This is a genomic window from Flavobacterium pectinovorum (assembly GCF_022802975.1).
In the GTDB taxonomy this organism is placed as follows: domain Bacteria; phylum Bacteroidota; class Bacteroidia; order Flavobacteriales; family Flavobacteriaceae; genus Flavobacterium; species Flavobacterium pectinovorum_B.
The window spans coordinates 131,872-148,957 of the sequence record NZ_JAFEVZ010000001.1 but is presented as its reverse complement, the minus strand read 5'-3'; the positions used below and the strand labels follow the sequence as shown (position 1 = coordinate 148,957).

At 34.0% G+C, this 17,086-nt stretch carries 18 protein-coding genes; 4 read left to right on the top strand and 14 right to left on the bottom strand.

The window, feature by feature from the left end; all coding sequences use genetic code 11:
• Window positions 1–15 precede the first annotated feature (15 nt).
• Together gldC and gldB are read right to left on the bottom strand one after the other, a co-directional pair.
• Window positions 16–351, bottom strand: a complete 336-nt coding sequence (gene gldC / locus FLV_RS00660) for a gliding motility protein GldC (protein WP_243230065.1) — start codon at window positions 349–351, stop codon at window positions 16–18.
• Window positions 351–1,307 carry a gliding motility lipoprotein GldB gene (gene gldB / locus FLV_RS00655; RefSeq protein ID WP_243230064.1) on the bottom strand — a complete coding sequence of 319 codons (957 nt, stop codon included), beginning with the start codon at window positions 1,305–1,307 and terminating at the stop codon, window positions 351–353. Before gldB ends, gldC begins: the two co-directional genes overlap by 1 nt.
• Window positions 1,308–1,405: 98 nt before the next feature.
• Here gldB and nadE point away from each other — a divergent pair, with 98 nt between their 5' ends.
• Together nadE and FLV_RS00645 are read left to right on the top strand one after the other, a co-directional pair.
• On the top strand, window positions 1,406–2,212 hold the full coding sequence (gene nadE, locus FLV_RS00650; RefSeq protein ID WP_243230063.1) for an NAD(+) synthase: 807 nt from the start codon (window positions 1,406–1,408) through the stop codon (window positions 2,210–2,212).
• Window positions 2,213–2,303: 91 nt separating this feature from the next.
• A complete protein-coding gene (locus FLV_RS00645; RefSeq protein ID WP_007810686.1) occupies window positions 2,304–2,933 on the top strand; it encodes a response regulator transcription factor in 630 nt (209 codons plus the stop codon).
• Here the strand turns inward: FLV_RS00645 and dnaG are convergent.
• From dnaG to rlmN, 6 genes are all read right to left on the bottom strand, one after another.
• The gene (dnaG, locus tag FLV_RS00640; RefSeq protein ID WP_243230062.1) at window positions 2,930–4,996 is read right to left on the bottom strand and encodes a DNA primase; all 2,067 of its coding nucleotides are present in this window, start codon (window positions 4,994–4,996) and stop codon (window positions 2,930–2,932) included. The genes FLV_RS00645 and dnaG overlap by 4 nt on opposite strands.
• A 128-nt stretch (window positions 4,997–5,124) precedes the next feature.
• Window positions 5,125–6,156: a hypothetical protein gene (locus tag FLV_RS00635; protein ID WP_243230061.1), complete on the bottom strand. Its 1,032-nt coding sequence runs from the start codon at window positions 6,154–6,156 to the stop codon at window positions 5,125–5,127.
• A 96-nt stretch (window positions 6,157–6,252) separates the two neighbouring features.
• On the bottom strand, window positions 6,253–6,963 hold the full coding sequence (locus FLV_RS00630) for a hypothetical protein (RefSeq protein WP_243230059.1): 711 nt from the start codon (window positions 6,961–6,963) through the stop codon (window positions 6,253–6,255).
• The gene (locus tag FLV_RS00625) at window positions 6,950–7,510 is read right to left on the bottom strand and encodes an RNA polymerase sigma factor (protein ID WP_243230057.1); all 561 of its coding nucleotides are present in this window, start codon (window positions 7,508–7,510) and stop codon (window positions 6,950–6,952) included. The genes FLV_RS00630 and FLV_RS00625 overlap by 14 nt, the downstream gene beginning before the upstream one ends.
• Before the next feature lie 191 nt (window positions 7,511–7,701).
• On the bottom strand, window positions 7,702–8,679 hold the full coding sequence (locus tag FLV_RS00620; protein ID WP_243230056.1) for a polyprenyl synthetase family protein: 978 nt from the start codon (window positions 8,677–8,679) through the stop codon (window positions 7,702–7,704).
• Between the two features lie 76 nt (window positions 8,680–8,755).
• Window positions 8,756–9,799: a 23S rRNA (adenine(2503)-C(2))-methyltransferase RlmN gene (rlmN, locus tag FLV_RS00615; RefSeq protein ID WP_243230055.1), complete on the bottom strand. Its 1,044-nt coding sequence runs from the start codon at window positions 9,797–9,799 to the stop codon at window positions 8,756–8,758.
• 209 nt (window positions 9,800–10,008) lie between these two features.
• On the opposite strand from rlmN, the gene FLV_RS00610 reads away from it, so the two are divergent.
• Together FLV_RS00610 and FLV_RS00605 are read left to right on the top strand one after the other, a co-directional pair.
• Window positions 10,009–10,362: a hypothetical protein gene (locus FLV_RS00610; protein ID WP_243230054.1), complete on the top strand. Its 354-nt coding sequence runs from the start codon at window positions 10,009–10,011 to the stop codon at window positions 10,360–10,362.
• 107 nt (window positions 10,363–10,469) lie between these two features.
• On the top strand, window positions 10,470–11,111 hold the full coding sequence (locus tag FLV_RS00605; RefSeq protein ID WP_243230052.1) for an O-methyltransferase: 642 nt from the start codon (window positions 10,470–10,472) through the stop codon (window positions 11,109–11,111).
• 318 nt (window positions 11,112–11,429) lie between these two features.
• Here the strand turns inward: FLV_RS00605 and FLV_RS00600 are convergent, their stop codons facing one another.
• The 6 genes from FLV_RS00600 to FLV_RS00575 all read right to left on the bottom strand — a co-directional run bounded on the left by FLV_RS00600 (window position 11,430) and on the right by FLV_RS00575 (window position 16,819).
• Window positions 11,430–11,993, bottom strand: a complete 564-nt coding sequence (locus FLV_RS00600; RefSeq protein ID WP_243230050.1) for a phosphatase PAP2 family protein — start codon at window positions 11,991–11,993, stop codon at window positions 11,430–11,432.
• Window position 11,994: 1 nt separating this feature from the next.
• Complete coding sequence (locus FLV_RS00595; RefSeq protein WP_243230048.1) at window positions 11,995–12,342, bottom strand: twin-arginine translocase TatA/TatE family subunit; 348 nt, start codon at window positions 12,340–12,342, stop codon at window positions 11,995–11,997.
• Window positions 12,343–12,446: 104 nt separating this feature from the next.
• Window positions 12,447–14,690 carry a M1 family metallopeptidase gene (locus FLV_RS00590; RefSeq protein ID WP_243230045.1) on the bottom strand — a complete coding sequence of 748 codons (2,244 nt, stop codon included), beginning with the start codon at window positions 14,688–14,690 and terminating at the stop codon, window positions 12,447–12,449.
• Between the two features lie 155 nt (window positions 14,691–14,845).
• Entirely contained in the window at window positions 14,846–15,352 is a 507-nt protein-coding gene (locus FLV_RS00585; protein WP_243230043.1) for a DUF6702 family protein, read from the bottom strand.
• Window positions 15,349–16,104 carry a hypothetical protein gene (locus tag FLV_RS00580; protein WP_243230041.1) on the bottom strand — a complete coding sequence of 252 codons (756 nt, stop codon included), beginning with the start codon at window positions 16,102–16,104 and terminating at the stop codon, window positions 15,349–15,351. Before FLV_RS00580 ends, FLV_RS00585 begins: the two co-directional genes overlap by 4 nt.
• The gene (locus FLV_RS00575) at window positions 16,094–16,819 is read right to left on the bottom strand and encodes a carboxypeptidase-like regulatory domain-containing protein (protein ID WP_243230038.1); all 726 of its coding nucleotides are present in this window, start codon (window positions 16,817–16,819) and stop codon (window positions 16,094–16,096) included. Before FLV_RS00575 ends, FLV_RS00580 begins: the two co-directional genes overlap by 11 nt.
• Window positions 16,820–17,086 lie beyond the last annotated feature (267 nt).

The following is a 17,086-nucleotide window of genomic DNA, read 5'->3' as shown; positions in this document are numbered from 1 at the left end:
TTTATTATTTTTTTGCTATCTGGTTAATTCCAGTTTTTCTGCAAAATAGTCACAGAAATCTTTCATAGTGTCTGCCATTTTTTCGTCATCCGTAGCGCGTTTAAAAGTATCGGACATTGCCACTAATGTTTGGTGAAAGAAAATTTTCATTTCATCTACCGGCATATCTTTTGTCCATAAGTCAATTCGCATGCTTTCTTTGGCTTTGCTGTCCCAGATAGAAAGCATAATTGCTTTTGCTTCCTCAGCCTCTACCCCTCCGTCTTTAGCGGTCCAGGATAATTTTTCCGGAACACGGTTTTCGTCTAATTCTATATTGAATTTAATTTCTGATTTTATTGTATCTGACATTATTTCTTAGGTTTGTATTTTGATTTTTCGAAAATTTCTTTTGCATTTATTTTTAATAATTCCGGCAAAGTTACACTATTATTTTTCATATACGAGCGTACCACTTGCCAGCCAATCCATGCGCCCACTCTTCCCGGAGAATCATTATCTATTTCCAGATAAAATTTAGAGAACGGAGCCGGAACTATAAATCGGGTTGTAAGCTTAGGATCTACACTATACAACATTTCTTTTTCGATAAAGTAACGCCACATATACGCTTCATTTTCTTCACACCATTTTATCTGTTCAGGTGTGTAACCCATTTTTTCTGCATCTGTAAACTCAGGCAAAAGCAAATCTTTGGCATATAATTGTTTTCCTTCAAAAATCATTTGCGAAATCAGATCTTTATCAGCATAAGCCGGAATATTTCTGTAAGCAAAGCTCGAAACAACATCCGGCATGATTTGCCTTTCCTCAAAATTTTGTTTCAGATAATTAGGAAACGGATAGAATTTATGTTCTTTCCCCAGATATAATTCCAGTGCCACGATAACCAGACTATCTGCATAAATAGCTTTAGTATTATAATCCATCTCTCCGATTATTGTAATAACTTTTGGCGTTTTTACTTTTGGAAAATAATATTTAACATGCTGAAAAAGCGTATTGAATTCTTTACGAACCGGTTCAAAATTGGAATATTTTTTTTGAACTTCACTATAAACCTCTCTCCAGATTGGTTCCTGCATTTTACTCAACCAAACATTATCATCATTACCTGCAGGAAAAAAGAAAGGAAACTGTTTTTTTACTTTTGCTAAATCCTCAGGTTTGCTTTCAAAAAAAACTTTATCAAAACGTTCTACCTTAATATCAACCGGAATTTCTTCAACAGCTTTTTCTACTTTGTTTTTTTGATCACATGATAAAAAAAACAAGGACAGAACCATTACAAAGCGATATAATTTCATTTTATTTTAATTAGATTTGTGTTACTTATCTTAAGTAAAAATGTACTTAAAAATATTTGTGCAAATATACATCCCTACATCTTAAAACTTGAATTATTATGGCTAAAAAAAGCACTATTCAAACAGAAAAAGTAAATACCCACATTGTAGAGTGGCTGAAAAATTATGCTAATAAAGCAAAAGTGAATGGTTTCGTAATTGGAATTTCCGGAGGAGTTGATTCTGCCGTTACCTCAACTTTATGCGCCCAGACCGGTTTAAAGGTTTTATGTGTTGAAATGCCTATTCATCAGGCAGAAAGTCAGGTTTCAAGAGGAAGAGAACATATTGAACAATTAAAAAAACGCTTCCCGAATGTTTCCAGCACAATAACTGATTTAACCGCTACATTTGAATCATTTAAAGCAGCCGTACCAAAATCTGATGATGAATCAAAAGTAAATCTTTCATTAGCCAATACACGCGCTCGTTTACGAATGACTTCTTTATATTATCTGGCTGGAATTCATGGACTTTTAGTTGCCGGAACCGGTAATAAAGTAGAAGATTTTGGCGTTGGTTTTTACACGAAATATGGTGACGGAGGAGTAGATTTGAGTCCAATTGCCGATTTAATGAAATCTGACGTTTATGCTTTGGGAGAATTTTTAACAATTCCGCATTCGATTTTAACAGCTGCACCTACAGATGGTCTATTTGGCGATAACAGGACAGATGAAGATCAATTAGGAGCAAGTTATGACGAACTAGAATGGGCAATGCTCGCTGAAGAAGCAGGAAATTCGGGAGCTGATTTCAGCGAACGTGAAAAAACTGTCTTTGAAATTTACAAACGTTTAAACACCAACAACAAGCATAAAATGGAAGCAATACCGGTTTGTGAAATACCAAAAACGTTAAAATAGCATTTTTAACATTTGTCAGCTATAAACTACAGAATTTATTTATTAATTTTACAACTCCAAAAACAATGAACAATTCTAAAAAGGTAAAATTATGATTAAAGTATGTCTAGCAGACAACCACCCTGTGACTCACTTTGGTGTTAAGTCGTATTTTAAAGACCATGACCAAATTTCAATTGTCGCCAACGTAGGTAATTTTTCAATGGTAAGAGACATTCTTCAAACAAAGGAGATTGACATCCTAATTCTGGATCTGGAATTAGAAGGTCTTTCAAGTATTTTTGAAGTAAAGTCAATTTTGAAAAATTTCCCAAAAACGAAAATTGTAATTTTTAGTGATCTTGCTGAGCAAATGTATGCTCCAAATGCAATTAAGGCGGGAGTTTCCGGGTATGTGCACAAAACAGAGAAACTTGAAACATTAGGTGTTTCAATTATCAAGGTACACGAAGGAAAAGTTATTATCAATGAAACTGTACGTAAAAACATGGCGCTTATTGCTAAACAAAGCAAAAGCGAACGTTTGTACAGAAAACTTTCTAACCGTGAAATTGAAGTTTTACGTTACTTAAGTGACGGTAAAAAGAACAATGAAATTTCTAAAATTTTAAACCTGAACGAAAAAACAATTAGTACTTACAAACTAAGACTATTGACTAAATTAAACGTGACTAATTTAGTTGACTTGGTTAATAAAGCTAAGACTTTAGAAATCATTTAATGGTATCGTGACATTACTCTTCCTAGTTTTTTCGAAAAGGAATTAACTAATTTTGAGTAATCAACCACCATAGACAAAAGCTCTGTATTATCTGAATTATCAGGTTTTATAGAGCTTTTTAGTTCTTCGATAATGCGATCAACCAAAAACCAGCGCATTGACATAATTGTCTCGGTAACATATTGAGCAATACCTTCCTGTTTGCTTTTTGAAAAAATATTTTGACCTTCCCAATTGTGCAGTGTCACTTTTTCATCTTCCATTAAAATATCTGTGACTTCCTGAGCAAAATCAGGCTGCAAACGCATTAAATATTGTTCCAGACTAAATTTATCATTTTGAAGATAGAAACCAATTAAATCTGTAAAAATATCCCGAAACAAATTATTAGAAAGCTCTACTTCATCTTCCTGTAAGCTCAGATAAATTCGCTGAAAAACTTTGTATTCCTTCTTTTCAGACACCATTACAATTTCCCCTTCTTCATTATTTTTCAGAAGCACATCTTCAAATTCTTCTGTTTTATCACCATAAAGCAATAAAATCTCAATTACTTTTCGCTCCAAACGATACAATATATCAACCTGTTCTGCTTGTTGCTGTACTGAATATCCTGCCTCTCCCGGATAATAATCCTCTGGCGGTCCATTTCTTGGATCTTCCGGATCACCTCCTGAAAACTGAGTGTTTTTTGACTGTTGATTTCTAACAACTTCAAAAGGTTTTTGCTCCTGTTTTTGTTTTTTGTTAGCTTCTGTAATGTCTTTTTGAATCAACTGTGCCAGCGTACTTATCAAAACCTGCTCAGAGATATCCATAATTCGCGCACATTCCTGCGTATAAACTTCACGCTGAATACGATCCGGTATTTTAGAAATACTGGTAACCATATCCCGAATCAAATCTGCTTTTTTTATTGGATCGTTCTTAGCTTCTTTCATCAAAATTGAAGCTTTGAACTGTATAAAGTCTTTGCTGTTTTCTTCTAAATAAGCAACCAGATCATCATAAGAATTTTTCCGGGCAAAACTATCCGGATCTTCCCCATCAGGAAAAGAACAAACCCTTACATTCATCCCCTCTTCCAGAATCAAATCGATTCCGCGAATAGAAGCCCTCAAACCAGCAGCATCTCCGTCAAAAAGAACTGTAATATTTCGAGTCAGACGATTTATCAAACGAATCTGATCTGGAGTTAATGCGGTTCCTGATGAAGCCACAACATTTTCGATTCCGGCCTGATGAAACTGAATAACATCTGTATATCCTTCAACCAAATAACAATTATTTTGTTTGGCGATTGATTGTTTGGCCTGAAAAATTCCGTAAAGCACCTTGCTTTTATGATAAATCTCACTTTCAGGCGAGTTTAAGTATTTTGCTGCTTTTTTATCATTCGTTAAAATACGTCCTCCAAATCCTAAAACACGTCCGGACATACTTTCTATAGGAAACATTACCCGCCCTTTAAAACGATCAAAAGGACGGTCATCTCTTGGAATTGTCAAACCTGTACTTTCCAGAAATTCGAGTTTATATCCTTTACCTAAAGCTTCTTTGGTTAAAGCGTCCCAGGTTTCGGGAGAATACCCCAGACTAAATTTTTTGATGGTTTCATTTGTAAAACCTCTTTCTTTAAAATACGAAAGCCCAATAGCTTTTCCTTCCTCTGAATTTAAAAGTGTTTTATGAAAATATTCTTTTGCAAATTCTGAAACCAGATACATACTTTCGCGAACATCAGTTATGGCTTTTTCAGCATCTGTCTGTTCGGTTTCTTCAATCTCAATATTGTACTTTTTGGCTAAATACCGAATGGCTTCCGGGTACGTAAATTGCGAGTGCTCCATTAAAAATTTAACAGAGTTCCCACCTTTTCCTGTACTAAAATCTTTCCAGATCCCCTTTGCAGGAGAAACCATAAACGATGGCGAGCGCTCATCTGAAAAAGGACTCAAACCCTTAAAGTTACTTCCGGCACGTTTTAAATTAACAAAATCACCAATAACCTCCTCTACACGAGCAGTTTCAAAAACAGAATCAATTGTACTTTGTGAAATCAAAACGCAAAAATATTTTTAAAGTTGAAAGCCTGTAAAAGTACATAAATCCATCCTGAAAATTACTTGTTTTACATAAAAAAAGCACCTCTTTCGAAGCGCCTTTTCTACTAACTAACCAAATTATATTCTTAATTAAAATCGAAACGAAGTCCTAACGAAATATTATTTTCTTTCACTAAATTATCCTGAAACAACGGATTCAAATCATACTTTAAATACAAACTCAATTCTTTGTAACCAATGTAGGAACTTAATCCGTAAATGAAGTTATTTACATTGTATTCGCCTTTTATCGTCGATTTATACTTTAAATCATCTTCTTCAAACTTTAAAATTTGTTTTGATTTTAAGTTAATTCCGGCATAACCTCCAACCCCAAAACGAAAACTTTTATGGGTTTTGAAATAAGTATTTCCGTTGCTTTCTTTTGGTTTTGTAAAATCAAATTCTAAATGAACCGGAACAACTAAATATACATTTCTAAAACGTGACTCTTTTAAATTTACCGGATTAACCTCTAAATCGGTTTGATTACCGTTTACCACAAAACTGCGATTATTTGTCGGACGAATATTATTGTACATTAATGACAATCCGTATTTAGCATGCAATAAATTATCCGTTTTTATTAATCGTGTGTTATAGGTAAAACCCCATTCGTAAAAATGCGACCCCATAAACTTGTAATTTGAATCCTGAAGTTCACCGTCAGCCATCATGTTATTGAGACCCGCTGCAAAAACAAATTGAGAAGTAGTTCTTTTTTCTCCACGAATAGAATCTTTATCACTGTTTTTTCTGGACCAACGAATCGTATAAGAAGATGGAATATCTTTTTCTTTTAGTTTTCCGTCAACTTTTTCCTGCACAAGTTCATTTAGTTCGTTTTGCGCCAAAGTCACTTTTTCTTCAATAATAACCGCTCTGGCTTCAGCTAATTCTTTTTTGCGTTTGTCTGCCTGTTCGCGCGTTATCTTTCCTTCGGATAACTGTTCATTTACGGCTTCAATTTCTAATTTAAGTGTTTCTTTTTCTTCCTTAGTAATTTTCTCTATTTTAATCGCAATATGCTTCGCTCTTGATTCAAAAGTTTCCTGTCCTAACACTTTACTGACAAATAAAAAGACTAAAATAACGAGGTGAATGGTAAAATTTTTCATGATTGATTTTTTAAATTGATTGATGATTTTTTAATTGATGATTGTTGTTGGTTGATTGTCTAAATTGATTTTTGAGATTGAAATTGACATTGCCAATTATTCCTGCTGATTTCGGCTGGCTACGGCAACTTTTACTGTCTGGTAATTTTTATTGACTTTTGAAATTACTTTTTCCCTGAACGAAAGTTCTAACTCTCCATCGACCTGATTAAGTAAATCGTTCACATTTACTTTTATCTTTGATTTTGTTTTAACCGAATTTTCTGCGATAACTTTATTTTCTGCTGTTTCTAATAATTGATCGACATTTGAATTTTTAGCATTTTCTGCAATTACTGTTTGATTGTTGATTGATTGTTTTTCCTGATTGTTTTTGATGATGACTGAAGACTCCGCTATTTGATTTGATTCATTTTGTATAATTTTATTTGAGATTTGATTACGTTTTTTTTCTTCTTTATTTAAATTTTCCTTTGAAGGATTTTCTACAACCGCAATTTCTGTTTTTACTAAATCTGAGTCATTCGAAACTGATTTTACAACCGAATCTTTTTTAGCATTCTCTTCAACAACGACACTTTTTGGCGTTTCATCTGCATTCTTATTTTGATTAAAAAAGAAAGTTCCAACCAACAAAAAACCAACAACACTTGCTGCAACATAAAGCCATTTATTACTCTTTCCCGGCTTCTTCTCTTCGGCTACACTAAGCATCGCATCCAATCTATCCCAGGCTTTATTACCTGGTTCAATGGTGCGCTGATTTAGTTTTTCACGGAAATCCTTTTCAAAATTATTCGGTTCCATTATCTTGTTTTTTTAAAATAGTAATTTTTGTTTGCAGCATTTTTCTTGCGTGCGATAATTGCGATTTTGATGTTCCTTCATTAATACCTAACATCTTTGCAATTTCATTGTGTTTATACCCTTCAATCGCATATAAATTGAAAACCATTTTGTAGCCATCCGGCAAAGCATCAATTAAATACTGAATCTGTTCTACTGTAAACTGACTGTCGATTTCGTTGAAACTTTCTTCTATAAAAAATTCATCTTCGGCAAATTTTACTTTTTTCTGAACCCTTGAATACGAAATACATTCGTTAACCATAATTCGACGAATCCAGCCTTCAAAACTACCTTTGTGTTCAAAACTCTTCAGATTCGTAAATACTTTCATGAAAGCGGTTATCATTACATCTTCTGCCAATTGGATGTCTTTAATATATTGACGACAAACACTCAACATTTTTGAAGAAAACCGACTATAAATCTGCTGTTGCGCTTGTCGGTTATTTTCGACAGCCAACTTTATTATTTTGGTTTCTTCCTGATGTAACTGAATAATTTTCATTAATAAGCGTTCCGGTTTTGTTTTACTAACAGACTTCTATTAGCATAGACGAGATAAGTTTTAAAATGGTTGCATGAAGTTGTGAAAATTTTCAATAATAAAAAATTCCAAATTCCAAAAACACAGAAAAAACAACTGACTTACAACAAAGTAAATCAATTATCTAATTTTCTAATTGACAAATTATCTAATTATTTCTTTCTTTCAATAACGTAATTCACCATTAAAATAAGGGCATCTTTAAACTCAGAATTAGAGTAATTCTTTAATAACGAAAGTGCTTCCTGCTGGAATTCGACCATTTTATTTTCGGCGTAAGCCAAACCATTATTGTTTTTCACAAAAGCAATAACTTCTTTTACGCGCTTTTTGTCTTTGTTGTGGTTTTTGATGGAGTTTATCAGCCACTTTTTTTCCTGCGGGGTGCAAGTATTTAGAACATGAATTAAAGGCAACGTCATTTTTTGCTCCTTAATATCGATTCCGGTTGGTTTTCCGATGGCTTCTTCGCTGTAATCAAATAAATCGTCTTTGATTTGAAACGCCATTCCAATCAATTCGCCAAACTTTCGCATGTTCTCTACCTGAATATCGTCTTCAATTACCGATTTGGCACCAAGCGCACAACAGGCTGCAATAAGAGTAGCCGTTTTTTTTCGGATGATTTCGTAGTAAACATCTTCGGTAATATCGAGTCTTCGGGCTTTTTCTATCTGAAGTAATTCTCCTTCGCTCATTTCGCGGACAGCTACAGAAATAATTTTTAAAAGATCAAAATCACCATTATCAATTGAAAGTAAAAGTCCTTTTGAAAGTAAATAATCCCCAACCAGAACGGCAATTTTATTCTTCCAAAGTGCATTGATAGAAAAAAAACCGCGACGGCGATTACTGTCGTCTACTACATCATCATGAACCAAAGTTGCCGTATGAATCAACTCAATTACTGAAGCTCCACGATAGGTTCTTTCGTTTACAATTCCTTCAGAAACCATTTTCGCAGTCAGAAAAACAAACATCGGACGCATTTGTTTTCCTTTACGGTTTACAATATAATAGGTAATACGGTTGAGCAGAGCAACCTTTGAAGTCATTGATTCATGGAACTTTTTTTCAAAAAGTTCCATTTCGTTAAAAATGGGCTGTTTTATTTGAGAAGTAATATTCATTTCGTTTTCAAATATACCACTTTGAAAATAAATTTAACAGTATAAAATTAGTTTTAGAAGTAATTTTATAGAACATTTAACCTTCTTTATTAGCTAATTGCCCACAAGCAGCATCAATATCTTTTCCGCGGCTGCGGCGAACTTTTACCACTACTCCAATATTTTCCAACGCTTTTATGTAAGCCATAATCGATTCTTCTGAGGCCTGTTGAAACTCTCCATCATCAATAGGGTTATATTCTATTAAATTTACCTTGCAAGGAACATATTTACAAAACTTAACCAAAGCATCAACTGAGGCTTTATTATCGTTGATTCCTTTCCAGACCACATATTCGTACGAGATTTTGCTTTTGGTTTTTCTGTACCAATATTCCAAAGCTTCACGCAAATCTTTTAAAGGAAAATTTTTACTGAAAGGCATAATTCGGGCACGGATTTCATCAATTGCCGAGTGTAACGAAACTGCTAATTTGAATTTTACATCATCATCAGCCATTTTTTTAATCATTTTTGGAATCCCGGAAGTCGAAACCATAATTCGTTTTGGCGACATTCCTAAACCTTCAGTTGATGTAATCATATCAATAGCTTTAATGACATTGTTGTAATTCATTAAAGGTTCTCCCATTCCCATAAAAACGATATTCGAAAGGGGGTGATTGTGATACAAACGGCTTTCTTTGTCAATTGCGATAACCTGATCGTAAATTTCACCCGGCTCCAGATTTCGCATACGCTTTAATCTGGCTGTTGCACAAAAGTTGCAATCCAGACTGCAGCCTACCTGACTGGAAACACAAGCTGTTGTTCTGGTTTCTGTAGGAATCAAAACCGATTCTACCACTAAACCATCATGCAGACGAACAGCATTTTTTACCGTTCCGTCACTGCTTCGCTGCATCGTATCAACTTTAATATGATTAATTACAAAGTTATTTTCAAGCATCGCCCTTGTAGGCTTTGCCACATTGGTCATATCATCAAAACTATGTGCTCCCTTGCTCCATAACCACTCATAAACCTGATTACCACGAAAAGCTTTGTCATTATTAGCAACAAAAAACTCACGTAACTGATCTTTTGATAAGGCTCTTATGTCTTTTTTCTCAATTTGCATGGTGCAAAGTTACTAAGTATTTATGGAAACCTTTTCATTCTGAAAAAACTTTACGTCAATCTTTCAAAAATGTAATTTCTGGCACGGGAATTGTCTTGCACTCAAAAGGAAAATAATCTTACAAAGAGCGCTTAATTTTAAATTTTGTACTTTTATTTTTTCAGCTTTATACCCTTTATATTTTATCAATTTTAAAAAATTAATTAATCATGAAAAAACAAATTTTAAGTTTAGCAGTTATCGCTTTGTTAGCATTCGGTGTTCAGTCTTGCGGAGACAAAAAAGAAACAAAACCTGAAGACGAATTAACTCTTGGAAACAAAGTTGACTCACTGACAACAGATATTGAAGAAGTAAAAGACAGCGCAGTTGTGAAAGCAGAAAATGCAGCCGAAAAAGCAAAAACAGTTACCGAGGAAGCAAAAGAAAAAACCAAAGAAACCATAGAAGAGGTAAAAGATGCAACTAAAAAAGGTGCTGAAAAAGCGGAAGCTGCTGCAAAAGCTGCAAAAGACGGAACAGTAAAAACGGCTAAAGAAGTAAATGAAGCATTGAAAAAATAATTTCATCAGAATTCAACATTGAAACCATCCAAAGCGGATGGTTTTTTTATACCAAAAAGTGATCTGATATTTTGTATTTTTGCTTTCAAATTAGAAGATACTATAAGATGCATTTTATTTCACAAGACTTAGAAGATTATATTGAGCAGCATTCTGAAAACGAGCCGGAATTGTTAGCAAAACTGAATAAAGAAACTTACCAGAAAATTCTTTTACCAAGAATGTTAAGCGGGCATTTTCAGGGGCGTGTTTTAAGTATGCTATCTAAATTGATCCGACCGGTAAATATTTTGGAAATTGGAACTTACACGGGTTATGCTGCTTTGTGTTTGTGTGAAGGAATGCAGGAAAAAGGACAGCTTCACACCATTGACATCAAAGAAGAGTTAGTTGATTTTCAGCGTAAGTATTTTGATGCATCACCATGGGGAGCACAAATTTTTCAGCACTTAGGTGAAGCAATCGATATTATTCCGACACTGGATGTAAAATTTGACTTAGTTTTTATTGATGCCGATAAAGAAAATTATATTAATTACTGGGAAATGATTGTTCCGAAAATGAATAAGGGCGGAATCATTTTGTCTGATAATGTTTTGTGGAGTGGGAAAATCCTGGAACCGGTTCACCCAAATGATGTAAGTACCAAAATACTTTTAGAATACAATTTGCTTTTGAAAAATGATCCAAGAGTAGAAACGGTTTTATTGCCAATTCGTGATGGATTGACAGTGAGCAGGGTTTTATAGTTTTTTAAGTTACTAAGGTTCTGAGATGCTAAGTTTCTAAGTTTTCAGTCTAGTTTGTCATTTCGACGAAGGAGAAATCACACTTGCGAATCAACAAAGATTGGCAAATTTCTTTGCGGAGTTTCTTGTGTGATTTCTCCTTCGTCGAAATGACAAGATTTTCGTTAATCTTCAACTTATTCTAACTAAATCAACAAACAATTTACTAATATATTCTTCTAAAAACAAGCACCTTAGCCCGGATGGGAGCGGCATCCTTTTGTTTTTTTCTTTAAAAAACAAAAGATATAGCGAACAGCCGGAAATAGCTCCTGAAAATTATCCAGGAAAATACTTTGGCTTTAAATTTTGATAGACTTTGAACATCAAAAAACCGAAAAGCGCTCCGAAAAAATAACCTGTAAGAATGTCTCCAGGATAATGCAAGCCTAAATAAATTCGGCTATAAGCGAAGATTAAAGGCCATAAAAAGATAAATCCAAGGTATTTAAAATGACGTTTGAGAACCAGAAATAAAAACGTAGCCACAGCCATAGTGTTAGCCGCATGACCAGAGAAAAAACTATATGATTTGCGGGATTGCACTACCCTGATTATGGTATTGATTTCAGGATTGTTGCAAGGGCGTAAACGCTGAAATGTATTTTTGAAAAGATTGGTTGCCTGATCTGTAAAAGCAATTAAAACAGCTATAAAAAGCAATAAATACAAGGTTTGCTTTCCGCCTATTTTTCTATAAATAAGATAAAACATCAATAAAAAAACCGGAGTCCAATTTAACTGGCTCGTGATAATCAGCCAAAATTTATCGAATGTTTCGGAACCTAAACTGTTAAGATACACCAGTAAATTAGTATCTATTTCTCGTATTTTTTCAAGCATATTATCTTTGGCGTTTTACAGGTCCTGAGATTGAATCGATATCTTCTTTTACTTTGTCAATTTCTGTTGCGGTATCTCCTAAAAAGCTTCCGGAATCTCCAAGCAAATTAGTTTTAGCATCATTAATCTGAGCATTGATATCTCCCGTGATACCGGTTAAGGATTTTGTATCAAGACCATTTGCCTCTGCACCTTTTTGAATTTCACTTTTAATATCGTTCGTTGCATTTTTTAACTGCGCCATCGCTTTACCCATTGTGCGGGCAATCTCAGGCACTTTATCTGAGCCAAAAAGCATTAGTACTATAAACAGTATGAAAACTAATTCCCCTCCTCCTATACCAAACATATCTTTTATTTTTGTGTGCCACAAATATATTAAATTTTGAAGCGGTGTGTTCTAAAAATTAACTTAAAAAAAAGGCTCTATTTCCAGAGCCTTTTAATTTATATTTAATCAAATTTTGATTTTTCTTCGGTTTTTGGCCATGAATTATTGGTTACATCGATATCCGCAGTCAGTAATTTTGGATCGATCTGAATGCTTTTGATCGCTTTTGAAGTTGCATACACTTTTTTAGCCGACTCATTACCTTTTCTCCAGATTTGAGCCGGATATTTGTAATTATCTTTTGAACCGTCTTCATACGTGATTTCAACCAAAATTGGCATAATCATTCCGCCCGGTTTATTAAACTCTACTTCATAGAAATATTTAGGCGATTTTATGCTTGCTTTTTCCTCTGCCGTAAAAGTCTGATCTACATAATCTGCCAACGGTTTGAAATCTTCTACTTTTAGAGCTTTTTTCTTAGACGAATCTACGTCGGTATTATCACCAGAAACTAAATAAACAAAAGGGCCTTTTTCGTAACCGAACCTTCCTTTTCTAACTCTTACATCTTTTAAATCTGCTGTAGGGGTTTCAGAAACATAATATTGTTTCACCTCTTTGATTCCGATATCTACAAAATCTGTTGAATAAAACCATCCTCTCCAAAACCAGTCTAAATCAACTGCCGAAGCATCTTCCATTGTTCTGAAGAAATCTTCGGGAGTTGGATGTTTGAATTTCCATCTGTTGGCATAGGTTTTAAAAGCATAATCAAACAATTCTCTTCCCATAACAACTTCTCTTAAAATATTAAGGCCGGTTGCCGGTTTTCCGTACGCATTATTTCCAAATTGGTGAATGGTTTCAGAATTAGACATAATTGGTTCCAAAAACTTCTGGTCTCCGCTCATGTACGGAACAATGTTTTTTGCAGGCCCGCGTCTTGAAGGAAATTTTGAATCTAATTCCTGTTCTGCCAGATATTCTAAAAATGAATTTAACCCTTCATCCATCCAGGTCCATTGGCGTTCATCCGAATTTACAATCATTGGAAAGAAAGTATGTCCCACTTCGTGGATTACAACACCAATCATTCCGTTTTTAACTTCTCTGCTTGTAACACCATTTTCATCAGGGCGACCAAAATTCCAGCAAATCATTGGATATTCCATACCCTGATCTTCAGCCGAAACTGATACTGCTTTTGGATACGGATAATCAAAAGTATGTGAAGAATAACTTTTTAAAGTATGTGCGACTGTCATCGTTGAAGTTTCGCCCCAAAGCGGATTGGCTTCTTTTGGATAAACAGATTCAGCCATTACAGTTCTGTTTCCAATTTTTACCGCCATTGCATCGTAAATGAATTTTCTTGAAGAAGCAATTCCGAAATCGCGTACGTTTTTTGCACTGAATTTCCATGTTTTTTTCTTTTCAGAAAAACCTTTTTCAGCCGCTTCAGCTTCAGCCTGCGTTACAATTACAACCGGCTTGTCAAATGATTTTTGAGCCTGTTCGTAACGTTTTACCTGTTCCGGCGTAAATACTTCAGCTCTGTTTGTTAATTCTCCTGTAGCATCAATAATATGATCGGCAGGAACTGTAATATTTACATCAAAATTCCCAAAAGGAAGCGCAAATTCACCGCTTCCCCAGAACTGCATATTCTGCCAACCTTCAACATCATTGTAAACTGCCATTCTAGGATAAAACTGAGCAATTACATATAATTTAGTACCGTCTTTTTCAAATAATTCATAACCGGAACGTCCGCCCTCTTTTCTGTAATTATTGATGTTATACCACCATTTTATTGAAAGCGAAATTTTTTCTCCCGGTTTTAAAGGTGAAGCCAGATTAATACGCATCATGGTTTCGTTGATTGTATAAGACATCGGGGCCCCTTTAGCGTCTTTTACAAGTTCAATATTAAAACCACGTTCTAAATCTTTCTTCAAATATTTATTTGAAAAACCTTCCAGAGGCAGTACCTGATTAATTTTTTCACCTTCAGCCAAAGTAGATTGTGTATTGGCTTTTGCCTGATTCTGATCCAGTTGAACCCATAAATACTCTAAAATGTCGGGTGAATTGTTAGAATACGTAATCGTTTCGGATCCACTTAATTTTGAGTTTTTATCGTCTAATTCTATATCAATTTTATAATCTGCCTGTTGCTGATAATAAGCAGGACCCGGCGCACCTGATGCTGTACGAAACATATTTGGCGTAGCCATCAAATCATACATCTGGCTAAATTTGTTTGTATCGTACTTTCCCTGTTGTTTTGGAGCAGCAGTTGTATTTTTTTCCTGAGCCACTAGCATAGCCGGAAAAAGCAATAATAATGAAAGTCTTTTCATATGCAGAATTTATTCTTTTCTAATTGGTCATATGTAATTCACATAAAATCATTGGTAATTGCAACCTACTTTTAAGTCATGCTCATTTCATAAATATTTTTGGAATTTTTTGAAGCCGTGAAAATAGCAATTAAAATAACAATTTTACCTGTTCATTAATACTTTAACACTTCTTTCCTTGAAGATTCCGTAAAGAGAACACTTCTTTTAGTACCAAATACTGAAATATGTGTAATATTTTGCTGTTCAGCATTCCAGTCTGTCAAAACAGTGTTTGAAATTTCTAATGTTTTAAGTTTTTCAACGGCTGTAATTCGGGAATAACACACCAGAACATCGTCTGCCTCAAGTTCTTTTGATAAATAAGCAATTGACTTTAGCTGACCGTTAATTTTGATAGTGAAATTTTCCGAAAGGTATTTTTTTAGCAAATCAACATCTGCCTGAGTTTCTTTATCAGTTCCGATAAATGTTTTTTTATGGTATTTTTTTTCGATTCCCTTGTTCAGATCGTCCACAAATATCCGTGAAGTAATCTGAATCATTTTTTTTTCAGCGGCATAATTTATCTGAAAAACACCCATGTAAAATTTATGAAATGCAAATGATGACAGGGATAAAAATAATATTCCGATTAAGAAATAAAGTGTATTCTTTTTCATTTCTGATTCATCTCAGCTTTTTTGAATTCTTTGTTTTTATTGATCATAAAATCTATCATTTCAAATTTCTGATCTGTTTTTAAGTGTCTTTTCGATTCGGAGTCGTTAGAACAGTACATCAAAAACAAATCTATCTCATCTTCTTTTAACCCCAGCGTTTTGATGTAAAAGTCAGGTGTAAAATTATCTTTGGCATACGCCACAAAAGCAATATCACTTATCACTTCTTCTTCAACCTCTTTATCTTTACGAAGCAGTTTTTTAACGTCTTTAAAAATTCGGACAAAATCAGTTCCGTATTTAATCGTCTGGTCAGAATACATTGCTGTGTTTTTAGCAGTTGATTGTTTGTCATCTTCAAATTGCGTGTCAACAAAACGCTGTGAACCGCCGTCAAGAGAACTAATTTTTAATTCTTTATGTACCAAAACCTCTTTTAACTCTATATTAACTAAATCCAAAGGCACTGAAAAAAGTACTTCTGCAAAGTCTTTCTCTGTCAATACAATCTTTTTAGACTGAAACGCCAAACCTGTAAACAGTAAAGTATCTTTTGGTCTGGCCAAAATATCAAACAATCCTTTTGGACCAATATAAGTTCTGATTTTAGCATTTATGTTCATCACATAACCTGTCTCTATAGGAAGAGAACTATTAACCACCTGGCCGTGCAAAGACTTTCTCGAATTCGTTTGCCCTATTATTAATTGACAAAATAAACACACTACAAATATTCCAAACTTATTTTTCATTTTCTATGATTTTTAGATATTCCTGAGCCAAACCTGTTATTAAAAACATACTCATTGTTTTATTCTTAGTATTCAAAGATACAGCAAATTCAGGACTATCCACGCAATAAAGCTGAAATCCTTTGATATGTTCCAAGGGAATTTTAAGACGATCTGTATAATAGTTTTCTTCAAAAAGATATTCCATCTTTCTAAAAAGAACTTCTTTTTTCTCAATTTTAACCTCCTTTTTCAGCATGGCTGTTCTTCCTGAAATCGAATTCAGTATTTTATCTACCGACGTTGATGTTGCCGTGTAAACCTTTCTTTCGGCAGGAGTGTATTTTTTTTGCCCATGCGGAATAATTCCGAGATTTTCTGCCGTAATATGGGCATTCTCATTGACAATTACTTCCTTTAACTCGATTTCTTTTGCTGACATTTTTATCAGAAGTGAATTTGAAGCCAAATCATCAGCAGTAATCCGACGTTTAAAAGGATCTAAATTTACTGAAGAAAAAACCAGAACATCTCCTTCTTTCACCACAATAGAAAACATCCCGTTTATGTCTGAAACAGCCGTTACCTGTGTATTGTTGTTGATAATATTCACGCCATCCACAACAGTAGACTGCTCAAAAATCTGTCCTTGAATTTCTTTGACACCAGAAGTTTGCCCAAAAGAAATCTGAACAATAAACAAGAAGATGATATATAGGATATTATTTATTTTCACTTGAAATTATTTCATTGTATTTCAACGCCAATTCACTCATTAAAAGAGTTAATTTAGATTTGTCTTTTTCCTTTAAAAGCATTTTTACCTGTTGGTTCTCGACTAAATAAAATTTAAATCCACGAATATATTCCGAAGGAATCTTTAAATAATCAATATAGTATTCTTCTTCAAACAAATAGCCTAATTGCTCAATATTATGTTCTTTTTTTTCAACTTCTACGTTTGTTTTTAATTTTTTAGTTCGACCATTTATTTTATTAATAA

Coding starts and splice junctions, on each gene's coding strand:
- nadE (WP_243230063.1), top strand. CDS start 1,406: ATGGCTAAAAAAAGCACTATTCAAACAGAAAAAGTAAATACCCACATT.
- gldB (WP_243230064.1), bottom strand. CDS start 1,307: ATGAAATTATATCGCTTTGTAATGGTTCTGTCCTTGTTTTTTTTATCA.
- FLV_RS00610 (WP_243230054.1), top strand. CDS start 10,009: ATGAAAAAACAAATTTTAAGTTTAGCAGTTATCGCTTTGTTAGCATTC.
- gldC (WP_243230065.1), bottom strand. CDS start 351: ATGTCAGATACAATAAAATCAGAAATTAAATTCAATATAGAATTAGAC.
- FLV_RS00645 (WP_007810686.1), top strand. CDS start 2,304: ATGATTAAAGTATGTCTAGCAGACAACCACCCTGTGACTCACTTTGGT.
- FLV_RS00630 (WP_243230059.1), bottom strand. CDS start 6,963: ATGGAACCGAATAATTTTGAAAAGGATTTCCGTGAAAAACTAAATCAG.
- FLV_RS00635 (WP_243230061.1), bottom strand. CDS start 6,156: ATGAAAAATTTTACCATTCACCTCGTTATTTTAGTCTTTTTATTTGTC.
- FLV_RS00585 (WP_243230043.1), bottom strand. CDS start 15,352: ATGAAAAAGAATACACTTTATTTCTTAATCGGAATATTATTTTTATCC.
- FLV_RS00620 (WP_243230056.1), bottom strand. CDS start 8,679: ATGAATATTACTTCTCAAATAAAACAGCCCATTTTTAACGAAATGGAA.
- FLV_RS00580 (WP_243230041.1), bottom strand. CDS start 16,104: ATGAAAAATAAGTTTGGAATATTTGTAGTGTGTTTATTTTGTCAATTA.
- FLV_RS00605 (WP_243230052.1), top strand. CDS start 10,470: ATGCATTTTATTTCACAAGACTTAGAAGATTATATTGAGCAGCATTCT.
- FLV_RS00600 (WP_243230050.1), bottom strand. CDS start 11,993: ATGCTTGAAAAAATACGAGAAATAGATACTAATTTACTGGTGTATCTT.
- FLV_RS00595 (WP_243230048.1), bottom strand. CDS start 12,342: ATGTTTGGTATAGGAGGAGGGGAATTAGTTTTCATACTGTTTATAGTA.
- FLV_RS00625 (WP_243230057.1), bottom strand. CDS start 7,510: ATGAAAATTATTCAGTTACATCAGGAAGAAACCAAAATAATAAAGTTG.
- rlmN (WP_243230055.1), bottom strand. CDS start 9,799: ATGCAAATTGAGAAAAAAGACATAAGAGCCTTATCAAAAGATCAGTTA.
- FLV_RS00590 (WP_243230045.1), bottom strand. CDS start 14,690: ATGAAAAGACTTTCATTATTATTGCTTTTTCCGGCTATGCTAGTGGCT.